The organism is Streptomyces sp. MK7 (assembly GCF_032658145.1).
Classification (GTDB): Bacteria; Actinomycetota; Actinomycetes; order Streptomycetales; family Streptomycetaceae; genus Streptomyces; species Streptomyces spiralis.
In genome coordinates, this window is sequence record NZ_JAVACL010000020.1 from 92,685 (window position 1) to 118,258 (window position 25,574).

Consider the following 25,574-nt stretch of genomic DNA (forward strand, 5'->3'; position numbering starts at 1 on the left):
CGCCGTGACCGTCGTGACTGAGCCCCTCTCCGAGAACACCGCCGATGTGATCGTCGTGGGCGCGGGGCCGGCCGGTTCCACCACCGCGTACCACCTCGCGCGGGCCGGTCTCGACGTACTCCTGCTGGAGAAGACCGAGTTTCCGCGCGAGAAGGTCTGCGGCGACGGTCTCACCCCGCGCGCCGTCAAGCAGCTCGTCGCCATGGGCGTCGACATCTCGGAAGAGGCCGGCTGGCTGCGCAACAAGGGGCTGCGGATCATCGGCGGCGGTATCCGGCTCCAGCTCGACTGGCCGGAACTCGCCTCCTTCCCCGACTACGGACTCGTCCGCAAGCGCGACGACTTCGACGAGCAGCTCGCCCGGCAGGCCCAGAAGGCCGGCGCGCGGCTGTTCGAGCGCTGCAACGTCTCCGGGCCGGTCGTCGACGACCGCACCGGCCGCATCACCGGGGTGAAGGCCAGGCTGGGCGAGGAGAAGCGCGAGGTCACCTTCCACGCGCCGCTCGTCGTCGCCGCCGACGGCAACTCCACCCGGCTGTCCCTGGCGATGGGCCTGCACCGCCGTGAGGACCGCCCGATGGGCGTCGCGGTACGGACGTACTTCACCTCGCCGCGCCACGAGGACGACTACCTCGAGTCCTGGCTGGAGCTGTGGGACCGCCGCGGCCCCCAGGACCGTCTGCTGCCCGGCTACGGCTGGATCTTCGGCATGGGCGACGGCACATCCAACGTGGGCCTCGGCGTGCTCAACACCTCCGCCTCCTTCAAGGAGCTGGACTGGCGCGAGATCCTCAAGGCCTGGTGCGCCTCCATGCCCGAGGACTGGGGCTACACGCCGGAGAACATGACGGGGCCGATCCGCGGTGCCGCGCTGCCCATGGCCTTCAACCGCCAGCCGCACTACACGCGCGGGCTGCTGCTCGTCGGTGACGCCGGCGGCCTGGTGAACCCCTTCAACGGCGAGGGCATCGCCTACGCCATGGAGTCCGGCCAGCTCGCCGCCGACATCATCGTCCAGGCGCACTCCCGCGGCACGGCCGCCGCGCGCGAACTCGCCCTCCAGCGCTACCCGCGCGTCCTGAAGGACACCTACGGCGGCTACTACACGCTGGGCCGGGCCTTTGTGAAGCTCATCGGCAACCCGAAGGTCATGCAGATCGCCACGCAGCGCGGCCTGACCCACCCGCTGCTGATGAAGTTCACCCTCAAGCTGCTGGCCAACCTCACCGACCCCACGGGCGGCGACGCGATGGACCGCATCATCAACGGCCTGAGCAAGGTGGCGCCGAAGGCGTGAACCGCCGCGGGACGCGATGACGGAGAGGCCGGCTCGTTCTGCGAGCCGGCCTCATCCATGTCCGCCGGAGAAGCGGCCCGGGGCCTTCTCGGGGCCTCTTCGGGGTCTGTTCAGGTCCTGTCCGGACGAATCGGGCGAGCCGGGAACGCCGGAAGGGCCGCTGCCCCCGAGCGGCTGCGGCCCTTCACCCCGTACGGCTCTGCGTGGTGCTTCAGAGCACCCGGACCGCGCCGGTCGGCGGGTCGTACGACAGCGGCTTCTCCACGATGCCGGTGGAGGGGTTCTGCGCGCCGACGAACATACCGTCACCGACGTACACGGCCACGTGGTACGCGCTGCCCGCGCCGCCCCAGTAGAGGATGTCGCCCGGCTGGAGGTTGGACAGCGACACCTGGGTACCGGCGGTCGACTGGTCCTGCGAGACGCGCGGCAGGCTGATGCCCACCTGCTTGAAGGCGGCCTGCACCAGGCCGGAGCAGTCGTAGGCGCTGGGCCCGGTGGCGCCCAGGACGTAGGACTTGCCGATCTGCGCCTTGACGAAGGAGATGACGGCGGCGGCCGAACCGGTTGCCGTGGACGTGCTCGTGGAGACGGAGGCGGACGCGGAGACACCGGAGCCCGTCGAGGCGGAGAGCGTGGTCCGTGCGGTGCTGCGCGAGGCGCGCTCGGCGGCGGCCTTGCGGGCGGCGGCCTCTTCGGCCTTCTTCCTGGCCTCGGCCTCGGCCTTCTTCTTCGCCTCCGCCAGGTCCGACTTGGCCTGCTTCGCGGCCTTCGCGGCGGCCGCGTCGCGCTCGGCCTGCAGCTGGTAGTTCGCGGCGGCCTGCTGCGTGGCGTCCGCGGACTGGGCGACCTGAGCGGCCAGGTCGGCCGTCAGCGTGGGCAGTTCGAGGGTCTGGGTGACCGGCTCGGCCGCGTTCGCCGACGAGGCGGACGCACTGGCCACTGCCAGGGTGCCGAGGACGCCACCGGCAACTCCGGCCCGCATCGCGATTTTCGACGCGCTACGGCGGGGTTTCCGGTGGCTGCGTATGTGAGCGGTGTGGGACATGGGAACAACGGGTATCAGGGGCTCCTTCATATCTTCAAGAAACGTGTGCTGCGCCACATTTACTCAATCGGGATCCCGAATCCCGGGCGTGTCGCTCTTTATTGACGCCGTAACGGACATTACGGGCGCAGGTGATCATGCCTGTGATCATGGTCTTTCGCTGTTACGTCCGAATTGCCCTACCGCCTACCACTGGTTGGGACCGTTGGCCAAGCCCGGTTCTCATGGGCTTCTCATGGATGTGGCGGAGGTCACGGAACGGTCACCGTGCCGCTTGCGTCTGTGCGTCAGGCCCACTCGCGGTCGTGAGAGGCGTTACGAGCGATATGCCTGTTTGGCTAACTGAAGTCCCTCTCATCACAAGAGCCACGCCAATCTCGCGAGCCTCGACGGACTCAGCCGCCTCTCCTGTACCCCTCCCGTCGGCCGCCGCCGGCTTGTGAAGCGGTGAACGTGTCCACTTCCCGTTCCGTCATCCCCCTGATGTGTGAAAAGCGGCCCTATATCAAGGTCTTGACGGCCGTCGCCACTTTGCGCCGGACGCTGGGCATCTGATAGAGCGAACCCCTCTCACCTGCAAATACGAGGTAAAATGTAACCACTGGTGATCGCTCAGGTGCTTCGAGTGCGAAGATCACCGCTCATCCGCCTTGATGATCGTTCGTCAGGTGGTGGAGATCACAAAGCTCGAGTAATACCCCGTGTCGCAGATCACAGAGCGTCGGGCATAGGATGCCCTGCAGTTGGGCTTGTGACCTGCTTCACATGTTCTCGATCTTCGCCGGGGCAAGCGGGGGTGGTGGGACAGATGAGACGGATCTGAGTCCAGCGCAACCGCCAGCAGTCAGTGCCGACTGAGAGGAGCGAGGAGCGGTGAACGCGTATGCGCCCATCCTCGTACTGGGAGCCCTCGGGGCAGGCTTTGCGATCTTCTCCGTGGTCATGGCCACGCTGATCGGTCCGAAGCGGTACAACCGCGCCAAGCTCGAGGCGTACGAGTGCGGTATCGAGCCGACCCCCACGCCGGCCGGCGGCGGGCGCTTCCCCATCAAGTACTACCTGACGGCGATGCTCTTCATCGTCTTCGACATCGAGATCGTCTTCCTCTACCCCTGGGCGGTCACCTTCGACGCCCTGGGTGTTTTCGGGCTCGTGGAGATGCTGCTCTTCGTGCTCACCGTCTTCGTCGCCTACGCGTACGTATGGCGGCGCGGCGGCCTGGAATGGGACTGAGGGGCCTTACAGACATGGGACTCGAAGAAAAGCTGCCGAGCGGATTCCTGCTGACGACCGTCGAGCAGGCCGCGGGCTGGGTGCGCAAGGCGTCCGTCTTCCCGGCCACTTTCGGCCTCGCCTGCTGCGCGATCGAGATGATGACCACCGGCGCCGGCCGCTACGACCTGGCGCGCTTCGGCATGGAGGTGTTCCGCGGTTCGCCCCGGCAGGCGGACCTGATGATCGTGGCCGGCCGGGTCAGCCAGAAGATGGCGCCGGTCCTCAGGCAGGTCTACGACCAGATGCCCAACCCCAAGTGGGTCATCTCCATGGGCGTCTGCGCCTCCTCGGGCGGCATGTTCAACAACTACGCGATCGTCCAGGGCGTCGACCACGTCGTCCCCGTCGACATCTACCTGCCCGGCTGCCCGCCCCGTCCCGAGATGCTGATGGACGCGATCCTCAAGCTCCACCAGAAGATCCAGTCCAGCAAGCTCGGCGTGAACGCCGAGGAGGCGGCCCGCGAGGCGGAGGAGGCGGCGCTCAAGGCCCTGCCCACGATCGAGATGAAGGGGCTGCTGCGGTGAGCGACGTGAACGGCGCCGGCGGTGCGAAGGGCACGGGCGGCGCGAAGGGCACAGGCGGCGCGAACGGGCTGAACGGGTCCGCGAACGGGGCCAACCCGGAGAAAGCCCTCTCCGCCGAGAACCTGCCCGGCCGGCGCGGCGAGGGCGGCGAGGAGATCCGCGTCCAGCGCGGCATGTTCGGCGCCAACAACGGCGGCGACACCTCCGGCTACGGCGGCCTGGTCCGCTCGGTCCGCCTCCCGGGACCGGCCACCCGGCCCTACGGCGGCTGGTTCGACGAGGTCGCCGACGAACTCGAGGGCGCGCTGGAGGAACAGGGACTCCTGCCCGACAACGCCATCGAGAAGACGGTCGTCGACCGCGGCGAGCTCACCTTCCACATCGAGCGCGAGCACCTGCTGCGCGTCGCCCGCACCCTGCGCGACGACCCGGCCCTGCGCTTCGAGCTGTGCACGGGGGTCAGCGGCGTCCACTACCCGCACGACAAGGGGCGCGAGCTGCACGCCGTCTACCACCTGCGCTCGATCACCCACAACCGGCTGATCCGCCTCGAGGTCAGCGCCCCCGACAGCGACCCGCACATCCCGTCGCTGTTCTCGGTCTATCCGACGAACGACTGGCACGAGCGCGAGACCTATGACTTCTTCGGGATCGTCTTCGACGGTCATCCCGCGCTGACCCGGATCATGATGCCGGACGACTGGCAGGGCCACCCGCAGCGCAAGGACTACCCCCTCGGCGGCATCCCCGTCGAGTACAAGGGCGCACAGATCCCGGCTCCGGACCAGCGGAGGTCGTACTCATGAGCACGCACACCCCCTCTTCCGCAGCGGCCCGCGAGACCACTGAAGGCACCGTCTACACGGTCACCGGTGGCGACTGGGACGAGGTCGTCCAGTCCGCGGCCCGCGCCGACGACGAGCGCATCGTCGTCAACATGGGCCCCCAGCACCCGTCCACCCACGGAGTGCTGCGCCTGATCCTGGAGATCGAGGGCGAGACCGTCACCGAGGCCCGCTGCGGCATCGGCTATCTGCACACCGGGATCGAGAAGAACCTCGAGTACCGCACGTGGACGCAGGGCACCACCTTCGTCACGCGCATGGACTACCTGACGTCCTTCTACAACGAGACCGCCTACTGCCTCGCCGTGGAGAAACTCCTCGGCATCGAGGACCAGGTCCCCGACCGGGCCACGATCATCCGGGTGCTCCTGATGGAGCTGAACCGGCTCTCCTCCCACCTGGTGTGCATCGCCACCGGCGGCATGGAGCTGGGCGCCACCACGGTCATGATCTACGGGTTCCGCGACCGGGAGATGATCCTCGACATCTACGAGCTGGTCACCGGCCTGCGGATGAACCACGCGTACATCCGGCCCGGCGGACTCGCCCAGGACCTGCCGCCCGGCGCGGTGGACCAGATCCGCGAGTTCGTGAAGAAGATGAAGAAGAACCTCCCGGAGTACGACAAGCTCGCCACCGGGAACCCCATCTTCAAGGCCCGCATGCAGGACGTCGGGTACCTCGACCTGGCCGGCTGCATGGCCCTCGGCGCCACCGGCCCGATCCTGCGCGCCACCGGCCTGCCGCACGACCTGCGCAAGGCCCAGCCGTACTGCGGCTACGAGACGTACGACTTCGACATCCCGACCGCCGACACCTGTGACGCCTACGGCCGCTTCCTGATCCGCCTGGAGGAGATGCGCCAGTCGCTCAGGATCGTCGAGCAGTGCCTGGACCGGCTGCAGCCCGGCCCGGTCATGGTCGCCGACAAGAAGATCGCCTGGCCCGCCCAGCTCGCCCTGGGACCGGACGGTCTGGGCAACTCCCTCGACCACATCAAGAAGATCATGGGCACCTCCATGGAGGCCCTGATCCACCACTTCAAGCTGGTCACCGAGGGCTTCCGGGTACCGCCGGGACAGGCGTACGCGGCGGTCGAGTCGCCCAAGGGCGAGCTCGGCGTGCACGCCGTGTCCGACGGCGGCACCCGCCCCTTCCGGGTCCACTTCCGCGACCCGTCCTTCACCAACCTGCAGGCCATGGCGGCGATGTGCGAGGGCGGCCAGGTCGCCGACGTCATCGTCGCCGTCGCGTCCATCGACCCCGTGATGGGAGGCGTCGACCGGTGACCACCTCTTCTTCCGAGGGCGTCAGCCTGGGCATGCCGCAGCTGCCCGCGCCCGACTACCCGGACGACGTCCGCGCCCGTCTGGAGACCGACGCGCGCGAGATCATCGCCCGCTACCCCGACTCCCGGTCCGCCCTCCTGCCACTGCTGCACCTGGTGCAGTCGGAGGAGGGGTACGTCACGCGCACCGGGATGCAGTTCTGCGCGGACGTACTCGGCCTGACCACGGCGGAGGTCACCGCGGTCGCCACCTTCTACACCATGTACCGGCGCAAGCCGTCCGGCGACTACCAGGTGGGCGTCTGCACCAACACGCTGTGCGCGGTGATGGGCGGCGACGCGATCTTCGAGACGCTGCAGGAGCACCTGGGCGTCGGCAACGGGGAGACCACCGACGACGGCAAGGTCACGCTGGAGCACATCGAGTGCAACGCGGCCTGCGACTACGCGCCGGTCGTGATGGTCAACTGGGAGTTCTTCGACAACCAGACCCCGGCGAGCGTCAGGCGCCTCGTCGACGACCTCCGCGCGGGACGGCCGGTGTCGCCGACCCGCGGCGCGCCGCTGTGCACCTTCAAGGAGACCGCCCGGATCCTGGCCGGCTTCCCCGACGAGCGGCAGGGAGCCACCGAGGCCGGGGGCAGCGCGGGACCCGCCTCGCTGGTGGGCCTCCGCCTGGCCAGGGGAGAGGCCGCACCCGCGCGCGTGGTCCATCCCCGCGAGGGCGGCCCGCACGACGGACCGCGGGACGCGGCCGTGCACGAGCCGTCGCCGGCGGAGCACCTCAGCTCCCACGACGCGCCGCGGGACACATCGGCCTCCGACCCGTCGCACCCGGCGGGACCCGTCGCAGAGGAGGGGGAGTGATGACCGTGTCCACTCCGTATGGGGGCACCTCCCAGCCGGAGGCTGGGGGAGAGTCCAGCCCCGAGAAACTGCTCGCACCCGTGCTGTCGGCCTTCTGGGACGAGGACAGGTCCTGGACGCTGGACGTCTACCGAAGGCACGAAGGGTACGAGGGGCTTCGCAAGGCACTCGCGATGTCGCCGGACGACGTGATCGCTTACGTCAAGGACTCCGGTCTGCGCGGGCGTGGCGGCGCGGGGTTCCCGACAGGGATGAAGTGGCAGTTCATTCCCCAGGGTGATGGAAAGCCGCACTATCTGGTTGTCAACGCCGACGAATCGGAGCCGGGCACCTGCAAGGACATCCCGCTCCTCTTCGCGAACCCGCACAGCCTCATCGAGGGCATGGTGATCGCGTGCTATGCCATCAGGTCGTCGCATGCCTTCATCTATCTGCGGGGTGAAGTCGTCCCCGTGCTGCGGCGGTTGCACTCGGCCGTGCGCGAGGCCTACGCGGCGGGCTACCTCGGCGAGAACATCCTGGGCAGCGGAGTCGACCTCGACATCACCGTGCACGCGGGCGCGGGCGCGTACATCTGCGGTGAGGAAACAGCACTGCTGGACTCGCTCGAAGGCCGCCGGGGTCAACCGCGGCTGCGTCCCCCCTTCCCTGCTGTCGCGGGCCTCTACGCGTGCCCGACTGTGGTGAACAACGTCGAGTCGATCGCGTCGGTTCCCGCCATCCTGAAGAACGGCAAGGAATGGTTCAGGTCGATGGGCAGCGAGAAGTCCCCGGGCTTCACGCTCTACTCGCTCAGCGGCCATGTCGCGAGCCCCGGCCAGTACGAGGGCCCGCTCGGCATCACGCTGCGCCAGCTCCTCGACATGAGCGGCGGCATGCGCCCCGGGCACCGGCTGAAGTTCTGGACGCCGGGCGGCTCCTCGACGCCGATGTTCACCGACGAGCACCTCGACGTCCCCCTCGACTACGAGGGTGTCGGCGCCGCCGGTTCCATGCTCGGCACCAAGGCCCTGCAGTGCTTCGACGAGACGACGTGCGTGGTGCGGGCCGTGACCCGCTGGACCGAGTTCTACGCCCACGAGTCCTGCGGCAAGTGCACGCCCTGCCGCGAAGGGACGTACTGGCTCGTGCAGTTGCTGCGGGACATCGAGGCCGGCAAGGGCGTCATGGCCGACCTCGACAAGCTGAACGACATCGCCGACAACATCAACGGCAAGGCCTTCTGCGCCCTCGGCGACGGTGCGGCCGCGCCGATCTTCTCCTCCCTGAAGTACTTCCGCGAGGAGTACGAGGAGCACATCACGGGCCGCGGCTGCCCCTTCGACCCGGCCAAGTCGACGGCCTGGGCGGACCAGCACACGGAGGTGCTCGCATGACCGTGACCACCAACGCCACCTCCTCGGGCGGTGAGGCGGCACTCCCGCCGGAAGATCTCGTGACGCTGACGATCGACGGCATCGAGATCAGCGTGCCCAAGGGCACCCTGGTCATCCGGGCCGCCGAGCAGCTCGGCATCGAGATCCCCCGGTTCTGCGACCATCCCCTGCTCGCCCCGGTCGGTGCCTGCCGCCAGTGCATCGTCGAGGTCGAGGGCCAGCGCAAGCCCATGGCGTCCTGCACCATCACCTGCACGGACGGCATGGTGGTCAGGACGCAGCTGACCTCGCCGGTCGCGGAGAAGGCCCAGAAGGGTGTGATGGAGCTGCTGCTCATCAACCACCCGCTGGACTGCCCGGTCTGCGACAAGGGCGGCGAGTGCCCGCTGCAGAACCAGGCCATGTCCCACGGCAACGCCGAGTCCCGCTTCGAGGGGAAGAAGCGGACGTTCCAGAAGCCCGTGCCGATCTCCACGCAGGTGCTGCTGGACCGCGAGCGGTGCGTGCTGTGCGCGCGCTGCACCCGGTTCTCCAACCAGGTCGCCGGCGACCCGATGATCGAGCTGCTCGAGCGGGGCGCGCTGCAGCAGGTCGGCACCGGCGAGGGCGACCCGTTCGAGTCGTACTTCTCCGGCAACACCATCCAGATCTGCCCGGTCGGCGCGCTGACCTCGGCGGCCTACCGGTTCCGCTCCCGCCCCTTCGACCTGGTGTCGTCGCCGTCGGTCTGCGAGCACTGCGCGGGCGGCTGCGCCACCCGCACCGACCACCGGCGCGGCAAGGTCATGCGGCGGCTCGCCGCCAACGACCCCGAGGTCAACGAGGAGTGGATCTGCGACAAGGGCAGGTTCGGCTTCCGGTACGCGCAGCAGAAGGACCGGCTGACGACGCCGCTGGTGCGCAACCCCGAGGGCGAGCTGGTCCCGGCGTCCTGGCCGGAGGCGCTGGAGATCGCCGCCCAGGGCCTGCTCGCCTCACGCGGCCGGACCGGCGTCCTCACCGGCGGCCGGCTCACCGTCGAGGACGCCTACGCGTACAGCAAGTTCGCGCGCGTGGCGCTCGACACCAACGACATCGACTTCCGCGCGCGCGTGCACAGCGGCGAGGAGGCCGACTTCCTGGCCGCCCGGGTCGCCGGACGCGGACGGGACGTCGACGGTACGGGCGTCACGTACACCTCCCTGGAGAAGGCACCCGCCGTCCTGCTCGTCGGCTTCGAGTCCGAGGAGGAGGCGCCCGGAGTCTTCCTGAGGCTGCGCAAGGCCTGGCGGGGGCACAGGCAGAAGGTTTTCGCCCTGGCCACCCACGCCACCCGGGGCCTTCGGAAGGCGGGCGGCACGCTGCTGCCGGCCGCGCCGGGCACCGAGACCGAGTGGCTGGAGGCGCTGGCGAGCGGCGTCGGCCTGGAGGAAGACGGCGCACGGGCCGCGCAGGCGCTGCGCGCCGAGGGCGCCGTGATCGTCGTCGGGGAGCGGCTGGCCTCGGTGGCGGGCGGACTCACCGCCGCCGTACGGGCCTCGTCCGCGACCGGCGCCCAGCTGGTGTGGATGCCGCGGCGGGCGGGCGAGCGCGGTGCGATCGAGGCGGGCGCGCTGCCGTTGCTGCTGCCGGGCGGCCGCCCGGCGACCGACCCGCGCGCCCGGGAGGAGGTCGCCGCCGTGTGGGGCGTCGCCGAACTCCCGCACCGCTACGGCCGTGACACCGCCCAGATCGTCCAGGCCGCGGCCGACGGCCAGCTGCAGGCGCTGGTCGTCGCCGGTGTGGAGGTCGCCGACCTGCCCGACCCGGCACGCGCGCGTGCCGCCCTGACGGAAGTCGGCTTCCTGGTGTCGCTGGAGCTGCGGCCCAGCGAGGTCACCGAGCACGCGGATGTCGTCCTGCCCGTGGCGGCCGTCGCGGAGAAGTCCGGCAGCTTCCTCAACTGGGAGGGCCGGGTGCGCTTCTTCGAGGCCGCGCTCAAGCCCGACCAGATGACCCGCCGCCTGGCGCCCAGCGACCTGCGGGTGCTGCAGATGCTGGCCGACGCCATGGACGTCCATCTGGGGCTGCCGGACCTGCGGACCGCGCACGCCGAGCTGGACCGGCTCGGCGCCTGGACCGGGCCGCGCGCCACCGACCCGCTGGAGAGCGCGGGCGTGCTGCCCAGGCCGGCCGCCGGGGAGGCCGTGCTCGCCGGGCACCGGCTGCTGCTCGACCACGGCGTCCTCCAGGAGGGCGACGAGGCGCTCGCCGGGACCCGGCACGCGGCACGCGCGCGCGTGTCGGCCGCCACGGCCGCCGAGGCGGGCGTCGCCGAGGGCGACCCGTTCGCCGTGACCGGCCCCTCCGGGACGGTCGAACTCCCGCTGGAGATCACCGAGATGCCCGACCGGGTGGTGTGGCTCCCCCTGAACTCCGTCGGCGGGGGCGTCGCCTCCGACACCGGTGCCCTGCCCGGCTCCCTCGTCCGCATCGGCCCGGCGACCCGCGCGACCGAGGCCCCCAAGGAGGTGGAGGCATGAGCCCGTACCTCGCCGCAGAGAACCTCTCGATGTTCGGCACCGACCCCTGGTGGCTGGTCGTCGTCAAGGCGGTGTTCTGCTTCGCGTTCCTGATGGTGACCGTGCTGTTCTCCATCGTCTGGGAGCGCAAGGTCGTCGCCTGGATGCAGCTGCGCATCGGCCCGAACCGGCACGGCCCCTGGGGACTGCTCCAGTCGCTCGCCGACGGCATCAAGCTGATGCTCAAGGAGGACGTCGTCGTCAAGCGCGCGGACAAGGTGGTCTACGTCCTCGCGCCGATCGTCGCGGCCATCCCGGCGTTCATGGCGATCGCGGTGATCCCCTTCGGCCCGGCGGACAACGAGGTATCGATCTTCGGCCACCGCACGGCCATGCAGCTGACCGACCTGCCGATCGCGGTGCTCTACCTCCTCGCGGTCGCCTCGGTCGGCATCTACGGCATCGTGCTGGCGGGCTGGAGCTCCGGATCGACGTATCCACTGCTCGGCGGCCTGCGCTCGTGCGCGCAGATGATCTCCTACGAGATCGCCATGGGCGCCGCGTTCGCCTCGGTGTTCCTGTACTCGGGGTCGATGTCGACGTCGACGATCGTCGCGCAGCAGCACGACCGCTGGTACATCCTGCTGCTGCCGGTCTCCTTCGTCCTCTACATCGTCACCATGGTCGGCGAGACCAACCGCGCCCCCTTCGACATGCCGGAGTCCGAGGGCGACCTGGTGGGCGGGTTCAACACCGAGTACTCGTCGATCAAGTTCGCGATGTTCATGCTCGCCGAGTACGTGAACATGGTGACGGTCTCGGCCGTGTCGACCACGCTCTTCCTCGGCGGCTGGCGGGCCCCCTGGCCCATCAGCACCTTCTGGGCGGGCGCCAACCACGGCTGGTGGCCGCTGCTCTGGTTCGTGATCAAGGTGCAGCTGCTGCTGTTCTTCTTCATCTGGCTGCGCGGCACCCTTCCCCGGGTCCGCTACGACCAGCTGATGAAGCTCGGCTGGAAGGTCCTGATCCCGGTCTCCGTGACCTGGCTGATGCTCGTCGCGGCCGTGCGGACCCTCAGGAACGAGAACTACGACTTCGCCGACATCGCCCTGTACGTCGGTGGCGCCGTCCTGGCCCTGCTGGTGCTGTCCTTCGTCGCGGACATGTTCCGGGAGAAGGCGAAGACGGCCGAGCGGCCGGCGGCCGAACCGGCCGGGTTCGACCCGATGGCCGGCGGGTTCCCCGTACCCCCGCTGCCGGGTCAGGAGCTGCCGGCGGTGCCGCGGCGCCGTTCCCGCCGCGAGGGCGAGTTGATTGTCAGTGGCGGATCGGATACTGCCAGTGACGGATCTCTGGATGGAAAGGAGGCGTCCGATGGCTGAGGAGCCCAAGGAGACCAAGCCCGGTTTCCTGAACCCCGTGGCCGGCTTCGGCGTGACCTTCAAGGCCATGTTCAAGAAGCGGCTGACCGAGCAGTACCCGGAGCAGAAGAAGACCACGGCTCCGCGCTTCCACGGACGGCACCAGCTCAACCGCCATCCGGACGGCCTGGAGAAGTGCGTCGGCTGCGAGCTGTGCGCCTGGGCCTGCCCCGCCGACGCGATCTACGTGGAGGGCGCCGACAACACCGACGAGGAGCGCTACTCGCCGGGCGAGCGGTACGGCCGCGTCTACCAGATCAACTACGCCCGCTGCATCCTGTGCGGCCTGTGCATCGAGGCGTGCCCCACGCGCGCGCTGACGATGACCAACGAGTTCGAACTGGCCGACTCCAGCCGCGCGAACCTGATCTACACCAAGGAACAGCTGCTCGCCGGCCTCGAAGACGGCATGGTCGACTCACCGCACGCCATCTACCCGGGCACCGACGAACAGGACTACTACCGGGGCCTGGTGACGGAGGCCGCGCCCGGCACGGTGCGCCAGGTCGCCGTCTCCAAGGGCGAGGGCCCGCAGGAGGCGGCCACGACCTTCGGCGAGGACGAGCCGGCCTCGGAGAAGGTGATCGGCCGATGACCGCACAGCTCGCCGCCTACACCACCTCCACCGGTGAGGCCTTCCAGTTCTGGGTCCTCGGCACCGTCGCGGTGATCGGGGCCCTGTGCACCGTCTTCATGAAGAAGGCCGTGCACAGCGCCCTGTGCCTGGCCGGCACCATGATCGTCCTGGCGGTGTTCTACCTCGCCAACGGCGCCTACTTCCTCGGCATCGTGCAGATCGTCGTCTACACCGGCGCGATCATGATGCTGTTCCTGTTCGTGGTGATGCTCGTCGGTGTGACCGCCGCGGACTCCCTGAAGGAGACCATCAAGGGCCAGCGCTGGCTGGCCCTGTTGTGTGGGCTCGGCTTCGGCGTCCTGCTCCTCGCGGGCATCGCCAACGCCTCCCTGAAGGACTTCGCCGGCACCGGCAAGGCGAACGCGAACGGCAACGTCGAGGGCCTGGCGTCCCTCATCTTCACCAAGTACGTCTTCGCCTTCGAACTCACCGGCGCCCTGCTCATCACGGCCGCCGTCGGCGCCATGGTCCTCACCCACCGGGAGCGCGTCGAGCGCGCGAGGACCCAGCGCGAGCTGTCGGAGCAGCGCGTGCGCGAGGGGAAGTACCTGCCGCCGCTGCCGGCCCCCGGCGTCTACGCCCGGCACAACGCGGTGGACATCGCGGGTCTGCTGCCCGACGGCACCCCGTCCGAGCTCACGGTCAGCAAGACCCTGCGCGAGCGCGGTCAGATCCGTGACGTCTCCGCCGAGGCGCTGAACGACCTCAAGGCCCTGGAGCAGCGCGCCGAGGAACGCCTGGAGCGCACCGAGATCCAGCCGTCGGCCTTCAAGCGGACCGAGGAGGCGTCGAAGTGAACCCCGTCAACTACCTCTATCTCGCCGCCCTGTTGTTCACGATCGGTGCCACCGGCGTCCTCATCCGGCGCAACGCCATCGTGGTCTTCATGTGCATCGAGCTGATGCTGAACGCCTGCAACCTCGCGTTCGTCGCCTTCTCCCGGATGCACGGCAACCTCGACGGCCAGATCATCGCCTTCTTCACGATGGTCGTCGCCGCAGCGGAGGTCGTGGTCGGGCTCGCGATCATCGTGTCGCTGTTCCGGTCCCGCCACTCGGCCTCGGTCGACGACGCCAGCCTGATGAAGCTGTAAGGGGTCGGAAGAATCGTGGACAACCTGATTGCGCTGCTGATCGCGGCGCCCCTGCTCGGAGCGGCCGTCCTCCTGGCCGGCGGCCGGCGACTCGACGCCGTCGGCCACTGGCTCGGCACCCTGCTCGCGGCCGTCTCCTTCGTGATCGGCCTGGTCCTCTTCGCCGACCTGCTCGGCAAGGACGCCGGACAACGGACGATGATCCAGCACCTGTTCAGCTGGATCCCGGTGGCCGGCTTCCAGGCCGACGTCACCTTCCGGCTCGACCAGCTGTCGATGACGTTCGTGCTGCTGATCACCGGCGTCGGCTCACTGATCCACCTGTACTCCGTCGGGTACATGGAACACGACGAGCGGCGCCGCCGCTTCTTCGGCTATCTCAACCTGTTCCTCGCGGCGATGCTGCTGCTCGTCCTCGCCGACAACTACCTGCTGCTGTACGTCGGCTGGGAGGGCGTCGGTCTCGCCTCCTACCTGCTGATCGGCTTCTGGCAGCACAAGCCCAGCGCGGCCACCGCCGCGAAGAAGGCCTTCCTGGTCAACCGCGTCGGCGACATGGGTCTGTCGATCGCGATCATGCTGATGTTCACGACGTTCGGGACGTTCGCCTTCGGCCCGGTCCTCAGCCATGCGGGGGACACCGGCGAGGGCAGGCTCACCGCGATCGGCCTGATGCTGCTGCTCGCCGCGTGCGGCAAGTCCGCCCAGGTGCCGCTGCAGTCCTGGCTCGGGGACGCGATGGAGGGCCCGACCCCGGTCTCCGCGCTCATCCACGCCGCCACGATGGTGACCGCGGGCGTCTACCTCATCGTCCGCTCCGGCGCGATCTTCAACGCCGCCCCCGACGCGCAGCTCGCCGTCACCGTGGTCGGCGCGGTCACGCTGCTGTTCGGTGCGATCGTCGGTTGCGCGAAGGACGACATCAAGAAGGCGCTGGCCGGCTCGACCATGTCGCAGATCGGCTACATGGTGCTCGCCGCGGGCCTCGGCCCCATCGGCTACGTCTTCGCGATCATGCACCTGGTGACGCACGGCTTCTTCAAGGCCGGGCTCTTCCTCGGTGCCGGTTCCGTCATGCACGGCATGAACGACGAGGTCGACATGCGCCGGTACGGCGGCCTCAGGAAGTACATGCCGGTCACGTTCATCACCTTCGGCCTCGGCTACCTCGCCATCATCGGCTTCCCGGGCCTGTCCGGCTTCTTCTCCAAGGACAAGATCATCGAGGCGGCCTTCGCCAAGGGCGGCACCGAGGGCTGGATCCTCGGCGGCGCGGCCCTGCTGGGCGCGGCCATCACGGCGTACTACATGACGCGGGTGATGCTGATGACGTTCTTCGGCGAGGAGCGCTGGCGCCACCAGCCGACCGCCTCCCCGGCCGAGCCCGACGTGGAGCCGGCGGCCGAGGAGCGGGGCGAGCACGCTGAGCCGCACCCGCACGAGTCGCCGAAGGTCATGACGATCCCCATGATCGTGCTGGCCGTCGGGTCCGTCTTCGGCGGCGCGTTCTTCAGCATCGGCGACCGCTTCCTGCACTGGCTGGAGCCGGTCACCGGGCACAGTGAGGGGAACTCGCCGGTCAGCGCGTGGACGGTCACCGCAGCGACCATGGTGTGCCTGGTCGTCGGCGTCGCGATCGCCTACGCCCAGTACGGCCGCAAGCCGGTCCCGGTCGTCGCCCCGCGCGGGTCGCTGCTCACCCGGGCGGCCCGGCGCGACCTGCTCCAGGACGACTTCAACCACGTCGTCCTGGTCCGCGGCGGCGAGCACCTCACCCGCTCCCTGGTGTACGTCGACCACACCCTGGTCGATGGCGTCGTCAACGGCACGGCGGCCTCCATGGGCGGCCTGTCCGGACGGATGCGCCGGCTGCAGAACGGCTTCGCGCGCTCCTACGCGGTCTCGATGTTCGGCGGTGCGGCGCTCCTGGTCGCCGCGACCCTGCTGATGAGGGCGGTCTGATACCGATGTCCTTTCCTCTGCTGACAGCGACGGCGGTGCTCCCGGCCCTCGGGGCGGTGGCCACGGCCGCCGTGCCGGCCGCCCGGCGCACCGCCGCCAAGTGGCTGGCGCTCATCGCCTCGCTCGCCACGCTCGCCCTGGCCGTCGCCGTCGTGGTGCGCTTCGACCCGGACGGCGCCCGGTACCAGCTCACCGAGTCCCACGCCTGGATCTCGGCCTTCGGGGTCCGGTACGAGCTCGGTGTGGACGGCATCGGCGTGGCGCTGCTCGCGCTGACCGCCCTGCTGATCCCGTTCGTGATCCTCGCGGGCTGGCACGACGCCGACCCGCTGGAGACCGGCAGCCGCCGCTGGCGGCCGACGCAGGGCTTCTTCGCCCTGATCCTGGCCGTCGAGGCGATGGTGATCATCTCCTTCGAGGCCACGGACGTCTTCCTCTTCTACATCTTCTTCGAAGCCATGCTGATCCCGCTGTACTTCCTCATCGGCGGCTTCGGGGACCGTGCCCACGAGCACGGTGAGGAGACGGCCTCCACACAGCGGTCGTACGCGGCGGTCAAGTTCCTGCTCTACAACCTGGCCGGCGGTCTGATCATGCTGGCCGCGGTGATCGGCCTGTACGTGGTGGCGGGGAACTTCTCGCTCACCGAGATCGCGCAGGCCCGCGCCAACGGCTCCCTGCACATGGCGACCAGCACCGAGCGGTGGCTGTTCCTCGGCTTCTTCTTCGCCTTCGCGGTGAAGGCGCCGCTGTGGCCGCTGCACACCTGGCTGCCCAACGCCATGGGAGAGGCCACCGCCCCGGTCGCCGTCCTCATCACGGCGGTCGTGGACAAGGTGGGCACCTTCGCGATGCTCCGCTTCTGCCTCCAGCTGTTCCCGGAGGCCAGCAAGTGGGCCACGCCCGTCATCCTCGTCCTGGCCCTGATCAGCATCCTGTACGGGGCGCTGCTCGCGGTGGGCCAGCGGGACATCAAGCGTCTGGTGGCCTACGCGTCGATCTCGCACTTCGGCTTCATCATCATGGGCATCTTCGCGATGACCAGCCAGGGCCAGTCCGGTGCGACGCTCTACATGGTCAACCACGGCATCTCGACGGCCGCGCTCCTGCTGGTCGCCGGGTTCCTGATCTCCCGGCGCGGCTCGCGGCTCATCGCCGACTACGGCGGCGTCCAGAAGGTGGCGCCGGTGCTCGCCGGGACCTTCCTGATCGGCGGTCTGGCGACGCTCTCGCTGCCGGGGCTCGCGCCCTTCGTCAGTGAGTTCCTGGTCCTGGTCGGCACGTTCACGCGGCACCCGGCGATCGGCATCATCGCCACCTTCGGCATCGTGCTCGCCGCGCTGTACACCCTCGTCCTCTACCAGCGGACGATGACCGGTCCGGTGAAGCCGGAGGTCTCGGCGATGCCCGACCTCCGGGTGCGCGAGCTGGTGGTGGTGGCCCCGCTGATCGTGTTGCTGATCTTCCTGGGGGTCTATCCGAAGCCCGTCGCGGACATCGTCAACCCGGCGGTGAAGCAGACCATGTCCGACGTACACCAGACCGACCCCAAGCCCGAGGTGGAGGCGGCCAAGTGAGTGCAACAGCCGTCCACAGCCTGTGGACAACGGCAGCCGACCCGATCTCGAAGATCCAGGCGCCGAAGATCGAATACGGGCAGTTGTCGCCCACCCTGATCGTCGTGGGCGCGGCGATCGTCGGGGTGCTCATCGAGGCGTTCATCCCGCGCAGGTCCCGTTACTACGCCCAGGTGTTCGTGTCCGTCGTCGCGCTCGCCGCCGCGTTCGCGGCGGTCGTCGCGCTCGCGGCGGACGGCTACGGCACCACCAAGGCGCACATCGCGGCGATGGGCGCCATCGCGGTCGACGGTCCCTCGCTCTTCCTCCAGGGGACGATCCTGCTGGCCGCCCTGGTCGGCCTGTTCACCTTCGCCGAGCGGCGCCTGGACCCGCAGGCGCACGGCAACCATGTCGACTCCTTCGCGGCGCAGGCCTCGGCCGTGCCGGGCAGCGACAGCGAGAAGGCCGCGGTGAAGGCCGGTTTCACCACCACCGAGGTCTTCCCGCTGCTGCTCTTCGCGGTCGCCGGCATGCTGGTGTTCCCCTCGGCCAACGACCTGCTGACGCTGTTCGTGGCCCTGGAGGTCCTCTCCCTGCCGCTGTATCTGCTGTGCGCGCTGGCCCGCCGCAAGCGGCTGATGTCGCAGGAGGCCGCGGTCAAGTACTTCCTGCTCGGCGCGTTCGCCTCGGCGTTCACCCTGTTCGGCATCGCACTGCTGTACGGGTACGCGGGCTCCGTGTCGTACGCCACGATCGCGCGGGTGGTCGAGGGCAACGTGCCCAACGTCGACCCGGCGCTGGCCAACACCATGGGCAACGACGCGCTGCTGCTGATCGGTGTCGCGATGGTCGTGATGGGCCTGCTGTTCAAGGTGGGCGCGGTCCCGTTCCACATGTGGACGCCCGACGTCTACCAGGGCGCCCCGACCCCGGTCACCGGATTCATGGCGGCGGCGACCAAGGTGGCGGCGTTCGGCGCGCTGCTGCGGCTGCTGTACGTCGTGCTGCCGGGCATGCGCTGGGACTGGCGGCCGGTCATGTGGGGCGTGGCGATCGTCACCATGCTGGGCGGTGCGATCGTCGCGATCACGCAGACCGACATCAAGCGCCTGCTGGCGTACTCGTCGATCGCCCACGCGGGATTCATCCTCGCGGGTGTCATCGCCACCTCGAAGGACGGCGTGTCCTCCGTGCTGTTCTACCTGGCCGCGTACTCCTTCGTGACGATCGGCGCGTTCGCCGTGGTGACGCTGGTGCGCGACGCGGGCGGCGAGGCGACGCACCTGTCGAAGTGGGCCGGTCTCGGCCGGCGCTCGCCGCTGGTGGCGGCCGTGTTCGCGGTGTTCCTGCTGGCCTTCGCGGGCATCCCGCTGACCTCCGGGTTCGCCGGGAAGTTCGCCGTGTTCAAGGCGGCGGCGGAGGGCGGCGCGGTGCCGCTGGTCGTGATCGGTGTGATCTCGTCCGCGATCGCCGCCTTCTTCTACATCCGGGTGATCGTGCTGATGTTCTTCAGCGAGCCGCGGCCGGAGGGCCCGACGGTGGCCGTGCCGTCGCCGCTGACGATGACCGCGATCGGCGTGGGTGTGGCGGTCACGGTGGTCCTGGGCGTGGCCCCGCAGTACTTCCTGGACCTGGCGAACCAGGCAGGGGTGTTCGTGCGCTGAGACACCCCCTTCACCGGCCGGCTGCCCGGCACCCCGTCAGCGGGGGTGCCGGGCAGCGGTGTGAGGGGGGTCGCAGATTCACAGGGCCCCGGACCCGGGTGCCGGCCTGTGGACAACTCCGGCGTTGTCGGCGCCGCCCCCTATCGTGGAGGCAGTGGTCGAGGGACGACGTACGGGGGACGAGACGATGGGCGGGACGGGCGGTGTCACCGAGATGTCAGTGACGGACAGCGAGACGCTGGCCACGCTGAACCGGGTCTTCGGATACGAGGCCTTCCGGGGCGAGCAGGAAGCGGTCATCGATCATGTGGTGGCGGGCGGCGACGCCGTCGTGCTCATGCCCACCGGTGGCGGCAAGTCGCTGTGCTACCAGATCCCGGCCCTGGTCAGACCCGGTACGGGCATCGTGGTCTCGCCGCTGATCGCGCTGATGCAGGACCAGGTGGACGCCCTGCGGGCGCTGGGCGTGCGCGCCGGGTTCATCAACTCCACCCAGGACTTCGACGAGCGGCGCGTGGTGGAGGCCGAGTTCCTGGCGGGCGAGCTGGACCTGCTCTATCTGGCACCGGAGCGCCTGCGCCTGGACACCACGATGGACCTGCTCTCCCGCGGCAAGATCTCCGTCTTCGCCATCGACGAGGCGCACTGCGTCTCGCAGTGGGGCCACGACTTCCGCCCGGACTACCTGACCCTGTCGGTGCTGGGCGAGCGCTGGCCGGACGTGCCGCGGATCGCGCTCACGGCGACCGCCACGCGCGCCACCCACCAGGAGATCACCCAGCGGCTGGACATGCCGCGGGCCCGGCACTTCGTGGCGAGCTTCGACCGGCCCAACATCCAGTACCGGATCGTGCCCAAGTCCGACCCCAGGAAGCAGCTGCTGGCCTTCCTGCGCGCGGAGCACGCGGGCGACGCGGGCATCGTGTACTGCCTCTCGCGCAACTCGGTGGACAGGACGGCCGAGTTCCTCTCGCAGCACGGCATCGCGGCGGTGCCCTACCACGCGGGCCTGGACGCGGGCACGCGCGCTGCCCACCAGTCCCGCTTCCTGCGCGAGGACGGCCTGGTCGTGGTCGCCACGATCGCCTTCGGCATGGGCATCGACAAGCCGGACGTGCGGTTCGTCGCCCACCTGGACCTGCCCAAGTCGGTCGAGGGCTACTACCAGGAGACGGGACGCGCCGGACGGGACGGCCTGCCGTCGACGGCCTGGATGGCCTACGGCCTGAACGACGTCATACAGCAGCGCAAGCTGATCCAGTCCTCGGAGGGCGACGAGGCGTTCCGCCGCCGGGCCGCGGCGCACCTGGACTCGATGCTCGCCCTGTGCGAGACGGCCCGGTGCCGCCGTGGCCGGCTCCTCGCCTACTTCGGCCAGGAGCCGGATCCGAACGGCTGCGGCAACTGCGACACCTGCCTGACCCCGCCCGAGACCTGGGACGGCACGGTCGCCTCCCAGAAGGTGCTGTCGACGGTGGTGAGACTGCAGCGGGAGCGGGGGCAGAAGTTCGGCGCGGGGCAGATCATCGACATCCTGCTCGGCAAGCGCACCGGCCGGGTGATCCAGTTCGACCACGACCAGCTGTCCGTGTTCGGCATCGGCGAGGATCTCACCGAGGGCGAATGGCGCGGTGTCGTACGGCAGTTGCTGGCGCAGGGACTGCTCGCGGTCGAGGGCGAGTACGGGACGCTGGTGCTGACCGACGCGAGCGGTTCGGTGCTGCGGCGCGAGCGGGAGGTACCGCTGCGCAAGGAGCCGAAGCGGCCGGCCGCCGCACGGTCGGGCTCCTCGTCCTCGGGGTCGTCGGCGTCCTCGGGACGCGGCAGGAGCAAGGCCGCCGTGGCCGAACTGCCCGAGGAACTGCTGCCCGCCTTCGAGGCCCTGCGCGCCTGGCGTGCCGAGCAGGCCCGCGAGCAGGGCGTCCCGGCGTACGTCATCTTCCACGACGCGACGCTCCGCGAGATCGTCACGCTCTGGCCCACATCGGTGGCCCGGTTGGGCACGGTCGGCGGGGTCGGCGAGAAGAAGCTGGCGACATACGGAGAGGGCGTCATCGCGGTGCTCGAGTCGCTGGGCGGACCGGCCGCCGCCGGGGCGGACGGCCCGGCCGGACGGGACGCGGCGCAGGACGCACCCGGTCCGGACACCGAGGCGGACCGGGACACCGAGCCCGAGCCCGAGGACTGGACGTAGCCGGACCGGCCGGCTCAGCGCAGCGCCGTCAGCCCGGGGGCGAAGGCGATCAGGAGCGGCAGCAGGGGAACCAGGGCCGCCACCGTCGTCGCGAGGGCCCTGCGCCTGCGGTCCAGCCGGGGCGGGGGCTCCAGGAGGCGGTCCACCCGCTCACCGAGCAGACGGTGGCTGGAGGCGCAGGAGAGGACGCCGCGGTGCTGGTTGAGCTCGATCAGGGCGAGGGCGGTGGTGAGGTGGCCGTGGCGGCGGGAGGCGGTGTCGTCGGCGGCCAGTTCCACCAGGCGGTGGGTCTGGTCGCAGAAGTGGGTGAACAGCGGGACGCGCGGGAAGCCCGTCGCCAGTGCGGTCGACAGGTGCAGCAGCCAGTCGTGGTGGGCGCGGGCGTGTCCGCGTTCGTGGGCGAGGACGGCGTCGAGCTGATGGCCGGTGAGGCGGTGCAGGGCGCCGGTGGTGACGACGAGCTGCGGCGGATGGCCGGGCATCCACCAGGCGTCGGGATACTCGTCCTCCAGCACCAGCATCGGGCCGCGGGCAGCGGGTAGCCCGGCGGGCAGGTCGGGTGCGCGCTCCCGCAGGTGCGCGCGGGCCAGGCCACGGCGGCGGCGGGCCTCCGCGAGCTCGCGGCCGAGCATCGCGGTGGTCCAGGCGGCCCCGCACGCCAGCAGCAGGGTCAGGGCGGTGGCCCAGGCCGGCGCGGCCGAGAGACCGTACGCGGCCGTCACCGACGCCGGGGCGGGCGCGAACACCCGGTCGCGGACGGTGTGGAAGACGGCCGCGGTGCCCAGGACCAGCCCGGCCAGGCAGCACAGGAGGACGGTGGCGACCAGGCACTGCCACACCCACAGCGCCACGACCGGTTCCCGTTCGGGCCACACCGCCCGGGTCAGCGCGCGTGGCACGGGCACGGCGGCCGTCAGTGCGACGGCGCCCAGCAGGAGCAGGCAGACGGTCATGCCACGGACTCCGGATCCTGATCGGAGGTGGGCGGGTGTCGGGTCGTGCGGTGGGGCGGTGCTGCGGGGTGGTGCGGCGGTGCTGTGCGGCGGCCGGCGCGGGGTCCGCGCACGGCCTGCCGTCAGTATGACGGGGGTGGGCGGCGCGAGTCAGGGCCTGAACGACACCAATCCCCGCCGCACCCACCGCGTCACGGTGCGCACACCACCGGGCGCGCACTCCGGTGCGCACATCGCTGTGCGCACCTCACCGCACCCACCGCCGCGCGCGGCCCCGCGACGTGCCGGTCAGTCCGCCACGATCCGTCCCGTGACCTCTCCCAGCCCCACCCGTACGCCGTTCGCGCCCGGGGCCCAGCCGGACAGCGTCACCACGTCCCCGTCCTCCAGGAACGTCCGCTTGCCGTCCGGGAGTTCGAGCGGCTCGCGGCCGTTCCAGGTGAGCTCCAGCAGCGAGCCGCGCTGCGCGGGCTCGGCCCCGCTCACGGTGCCCGAGCCGTAGAGGTCGCCGGTGCGCAGAGACGCACCGTTGACCGTCATGTGGGCGAGCTGCTGGGCGGCCGTCCAGTACATGGTGGAGAAGGGCGGCTCGGACACCACATGGCCGTTGATCGCGACGGAGATCCGCAGGTCGTAGCCGCCGGGCTCCTCCCCGGAGTCGTCCAGGTAGGGCAGCAGCGGGTGGGTGCGCTCCGGCGGGGCCACCCGTGCCTCCTCCAGCGCGTCCAGCGGCGTGATCCACGCCGACACCGAGGTGGCGAACGACTTCCCGAGGAACGGGCCGAGGGGCACGTACTCCCAGGCCTGGATGTCGCGCGCCGACCAGTCGTTGAGCAGGCACAGCCCGAAGACGTGCTCCCGGAAGTCCTCCAGCGCCACCGGCCGGCCGAGGCCCGACGGCACGCCGACCACGAAGCCGACCTCGGCCTCGATGTCCAGCCGGACGGAGGGTCCGAAGACCGGGGCGGGGTCGCCGGGGGCCTTCCGCTGGCCCGCGGGGCGCACGACGTCCGTGCCCGACACGACCACCGTGCCCGAGCGGCCGTGGTAGCCGATCGGCAGGTGCTTCCAGTTGGGGGTCAGCGAGTCCTCGGCGTCCGGGCGGAAGATCTGCCCCACGTTCCGCGCGTGGTTCTCGGAGGCGTAGAAGTCGACGTAGTCGGCGACCTCGAAGGGCAGATGCAGGGTCACCGAGGACAGCGGGTGCAGGAACGGCGCGACCGTCTCCTGGTGCGACGGCACCGTCACCCACGCCGTCAGCGCGCGCCGCACGTCCGACCAGGCGGTGCGGCCGGCCGCGAGCAGCGGGTTCAGAGTCGGCCGCGCGAGCAGGGCGGCGTACGGCGAGCCGAGCGCCACGGCCGCCGCGCCCGCGTCGAGGACGTGGTCCCCGAGCCGGACACCGACGGTCCGCTCCTGCGATCCGGCACGGGAGAAGACGCCGTAGGGAAGGTTGTGCGGACCGAAGGGGTCGCCCTCGGGGACCTCGAAGGGGGGCATCGGGTACTGCCTCTCTTTCGTGTGCCGTGCGTTCCAGGTGGTTCGGGCCACACGTTCATGTGGTCGCGCCACACGTTACGGGGGCGTCGGCTGTCTTGGGCAGTGCCTAAAGAGTTTGCAATGTCCGGATTGGCCTTGTCGGAGCGGGCAATTCCGGCTTAGCGTCCTTTGGGGGACGCGGACGGGGTGGGTCCGCTCCGTAGGGGGGACACGTGGGGGGACCCGTGGCCAGGAATGCCGTCAGCGTGCCTTTCGGCGCCGACCGTGACGTGCCGGGCCTGATCGTGAAGTTCGGCGACTATCCGCTGCACCACGGCGGGGTGGGGGCGATCCGCAGTCTGGGCCGGCTGGGCGTGCCCATGTACGCGATCACCGAGGACGCCTACACCCCGGCGGCCTCCTCCCGTTATCTCAAACGGGCGTTCGTCTGGCCGACGAGGGGCACCGAGGAGGCGGGCCACCTGGTGGAGGGGCTCCTGCGGATCGGGAGCCGTATCGGGCGGCCCGCCGTCCTGGTCCCCACCGACGAGGAGGCGGCCGTCCTGATCGCCGAGCACCAGGACGAGCTCAAGGGCCACTTCCTCTTCCCGCGCGTCGCCCCGGAGCTGCCGCGCCGCCTGGCCAGCAAGCAGGGCCTGCACGAACTGTGCGTCGAGCACGGCATCCCGAGCCCGGTGGCCGCCTTCCCGCAGTCGTACGACGACATCGCCGCGTTCGCCGAGACGGCCCGCTTCCCGGTGGTGGCCAAGAACCGCGAGGCGTTCGTACGCCGCAGCCGGCCGGCCGTGAACGGCACGACGCGGATCGCCACCCGCGAGGGACTGCTCACGCTCGCCCGCGACTGGGGCGAGCGGCCGGGGGTGATCCTCCAGGAGTACCTGCCCCGGGAGGAGGCCGAGGACTGGATCGTGCACGCCTACTTCGACCAGGACTCCACGCCGCTCGCGATGTTCACCGGCGTGAAGGTCCGCTCCTGGCCGCCGCACGCGGGGATGACGGCCAACGCGTACGTCGTCGACAACCCGGAACTCGCCGACCTCGCCGCGCGTTTCATCAAACAGATCGGCTTCACCGGAATCATCGACCTCGACCTGCGTTTCGACCGGCGCGACGGACAGTACAAGCTGCTCGACTTCAACCCGCGCATGGGCGCCCAGTTCCGGCTCTTCGAGAGCGAGTCGGGGGTGGACGTCGTACGCGCCATGCACCTCGACCTGACCGGGCGGCCCGTTCCCGAGGGGGAACAGCGGGCCGGCCACCGCTATGTCGTGGAGAACATCGACCTGCCCGCCCTGATCGCCTACCGGCGCAGCGGATACACCACACCGCACGCTCCGGCGAAGGCGAGCGGGACCGAACTGGCCTGGCTCGCGGGTGACGACCCGCTGCCGTTCCTCACCATGCTCGCGCGCTTCGTGCGGCCGGGCGCGATCCACCTCTACCAGCTGTGGCGTACCAAACGCCGCGGCAGCACGGCCGGTTAGACACCGGCCACGGGCAACCGCCCGCACGTGCGTACCCCGTACCGCCGCAGCCCGGCACCCTCACGCCCTCACGCCCCCACAGCCCCGCATCCACCCGTCGAACC

Annotated in this window: 20 protein-coding genes; 17 read left to right on the plus strand and 3 right to left on the minus strand. The window is 70.2% G+C overall.

The annotated features are described in order from the left end of the window. The first annotated feature begins 4 nt into the window (after nucleotides 1-4). Complete coding sequence (locus tag R2S09_RS22240) at nucleotides 5-1,297, plus strand: geranylgeranyl reductase family protein (RefSeq protein ID WP_306190020.1); 1,293 nt, start codon at nucleotides 5-7, stop codon at nucleotides 1,295-1,297. Nucleotides 1,298-1,508: 211 nt separating this feature from the next. On the opposite strand, the gene R2S09_RS22245 is transcribed toward R2S09_RS22240, so the two are convergent. Next, the gene (locus tag R2S09_RS22245; protein ID WP_306190019.1) at nucleotides 1,509-2,345 is read right to left on the minus strand and encodes a C40 family peptidase; all 837 of its coding nucleotides are present in this window, start codon (nucleotides 2,343-2,345) and stop codon (nucleotides 1,509-1,511) included. An 873-nt stretch (nucleotides 2,346-3,218) separates the two neighbouring features. Between R2S09_RS22245 and R2S09_RS22250 the strand changes: the two genes are divergently transcribed. From R2S09_RS22250 to recQ, 15 genes are all read left to right on the plus strand, one after another. Continuing rightward, nucleotides 3,219-3,578 (plus strand): NADH-quinone oxidoreductase subunit A, encoded by a 360-nt coding sequence (locus R2S09_RS22250; protein ID WP_007383963.1) that lies wholly within the window; start codon nucleotides 3,219-3,221, stop codon nucleotides 3,576-3,578. A gap of 14 nt (nucleotides 3,579-3,592) precedes the next feature. Then, nucleotides 3,593-4,147 carry an NADH-quinone oxidoreductase subunit B family protein gene (locus tag R2S09_RS22255; protein ID WP_030174336.1) on the plus strand — a complete coding sequence of 185 codons (555 nt, stop codon included), beginning with the start codon at nucleotides 3,593-3,595 and terminating at the stop codon, nucleotides 4,145-4,147. A gap of 68 nt (nucleotides 4,148-4,215) precedes the next feature. Further along, entirely contained in the window at nucleotides 4,216-4,953 is a 738-nt protein-coding gene (locus R2S09_RS22260; protein ID WP_306190095.1) for an NADH-quinone oxidoreductase subunit C, read from the plus strand. Next, complete coding sequence (locus tag R2S09_RS22265) at nucleotides 4,950-6,281, plus strand: NADH-quinone oxidoreductase subunit D (protein WP_316742814.1); 1,332 nt, start codon at nucleotides 4,950-4,952, stop codon at nucleotides 6,279-6,281. The genes R2S09_RS22260 and R2S09_RS22265 overlap by 4 nt, the downstream gene beginning before the upstream one ends. Continuing rightward, nucleotides 6,278-7,147: an NADH-quinone oxidoreductase subunit NuoE gene (gene nuoE / locus R2S09_RS22270; protein WP_306190015.1), complete on the plus strand. Its 870-nt coding sequence runs from the start codon at nucleotides 6,278-6,280 to the stop codon at nucleotides 7,145-7,147. Before R2S09_RS22265 ends, nuoE begins: the two co-directional genes overlap by 4 nt. Further along, nucleotides 7,147-8,523: an NADH-quinone oxidoreductase subunit NuoF gene (gene nuoF, locus R2S09_RS22275; protein ID WP_316742816.1), complete on the plus strand. Its 1,377-nt coding sequence runs from the start codon at nucleotides 7,147-7,149 to the stop codon at nucleotides 8,521-8,523. Before nuoE ends, nuoF begins: the two co-directional genes overlap by 1 nt. After that, nucleotides 8,520-11,024 carry an NADH-quinone oxidoreductase subunit G gene (locus R2S09_RS22280; RefSeq protein ID WP_316742817.1) on the plus strand — a complete coding sequence of 835 codons (2,505 nt, stop codon included), beginning with the start codon at nucleotides 8,520-8,522 and terminating at the stop codon, nucleotides 11,022-11,024. Before nuoF ends, R2S09_RS22280 begins: the two co-directional genes overlap by 4 nt. Next, nucleotides 11,021-12,385: an NADH-quinone oxidoreductase subunit NuoH gene (gene nuoH, locus R2S09_RS22285; RefSeq protein ID WP_306190012.1), complete on the plus strand. Its 1,365-nt coding sequence runs from the start codon at nucleotides 11,021-11,023 to the stop codon at nucleotides 12,383-12,385. The genes R2S09_RS22280 and nuoH overlap by 4 nt, the downstream gene beginning before the upstream one ends. Then, nucleotides 12,378-13,019 carry an NADH-quinone oxidoreductase subunit NuoI gene (nuoI, locus tag R2S09_RS22290; RefSeq protein ID WP_306190011.1) on the plus strand — a complete coding sequence of 214 codons (642 nt, stop codon included), beginning with the start codon at nucleotides 12,378-12,380 and terminating at the stop codon, nucleotides 13,017-13,019. Before nuoH ends, nuoI begins: the two co-directional genes overlap by 8 nt. Continuing rightward, nucleotides 13,016-13,858, plus strand: coding sequence for an NADH-quinone oxidoreductase subunit J (locus R2S09_RS22295; protein WP_306190010.1), 843 nt, complete (start codon nucleotides 13,016-13,018; stop codon nucleotides 13,856-13,858). Before nuoI ends, R2S09_RS22295 begins: the two co-directional genes overlap by 4 nt. Then, nucleotides 13,855-14,154: an NADH-quinone oxidoreductase subunit NuoK gene (gene nuoK, locus R2S09_RS22300; protein ID WP_003974374.1), complete on the plus strand. Its 300-nt coding sequence runs from the start codon at nucleotides 13,855-13,857 to the stop codon at nucleotides 14,152-14,154. Before R2S09_RS22295 ends, nuoK begins: the two co-directional genes overlap by 4 nt. Before the next feature lie 15 nt (nucleotides 14,155-14,169). Beyond that, nucleotides 14,170-16,116 (plus strand): NADH-quinone oxidoreductase subunit L, encoded by a 1,947-nt coding sequence (nuoL, locus tag R2S09_RS22305; protein WP_306190009.1) that lies wholly within the window; start codon nucleotides 14,170-14,172, stop codon nucleotides 16,114-16,116. A gap of 5 nt (nucleotides 16,117-16,121) precedes the next feature. Further along, nucleotides 16,122-17,693, plus strand: coding sequence for an NADH-quinone oxidoreductase subunit M (locus tag R2S09_RS22310; RefSeq protein ID WP_306190008.1), 1,572 nt, complete (start codon nucleotides 16,122-16,124; stop codon nucleotides 17,691-17,693). Further along, complete coding sequence (nuoN, locus tag R2S09_RS22315) at nucleotides 17,690-19,339, plus strand: NADH-quinone oxidoreductase subunit NuoN (protein WP_306190007.1); 1,650 nt, start codon at nucleotides 17,690-17,692, stop codon at nucleotides 19,337-19,339. Before R2S09_RS22310 ends, nuoN begins: the two co-directional genes overlap by 4 nt. A gap of 187 nt (nucleotides 19,340-19,526) precedes the next feature. After that, on the plus strand, nucleotides 19,527-21,533 hold the full coding sequence (gene recQ / locus R2S09_RS22320) for a DNA helicase RecQ (RefSeq protein ID WP_316742864.1): 2,007 nt from the start codon (nucleotides 19,527-19,529) through the stop codon (nucleotides 21,531-21,533). Between the two features lie 14 nt (nucleotides 21,534-21,547). Here the strand turns inward: recQ and R2S09_RS22325 are convergent, their stop codons facing one another. Both R2S09_RS22325 and fahA read right to left on the minus strand, forming a co-directional pair. Next, the gene (locus R2S09_RS22325; protein WP_316742827.1) at nucleotides 21,548-22,486 is read right to left on the minus strand and encodes a M56 family metallopeptidase; all 939 of its coding nucleotides are present in this window, start codon (nucleotides 22,484-22,486) and stop codon (nucleotides 21,548-21,550) included. A gap of 288 nt (nucleotides 22,487-22,774) precedes the next feature. Beyond that, the gene (gene fahA, locus R2S09_RS22330; RefSeq protein WP_316742828.1) at nucleotides 22,775-23,986 is read right to left on the minus strand and encodes a fumarylacetoacetase; all 1,212 of its coding nucleotides are present in this window, start codon (nucleotides 23,984-23,986) and stop codon (nucleotides 22,775-22,777) included. Nucleotides 23,987-24,231: 245 nt separating this feature from the next. Between fahA and R2S09_RS22335 the strand changes: the two genes are divergently transcribed. After that, nucleotides 24,232-25,470 (plus strand): ATP-grasp domain-containing protein, encoded by a 1,239-nt coding sequence (locus tag R2S09_RS22335; RefSeq protein WP_306190004.1) that lies wholly within the window; start codon nucleotides 24,232-24,234, stop codon nucleotides 25,468-25,470. The last annotated feature ends 104 nt before the right edge of the window (nucleotides 25,471-25,574 follow it).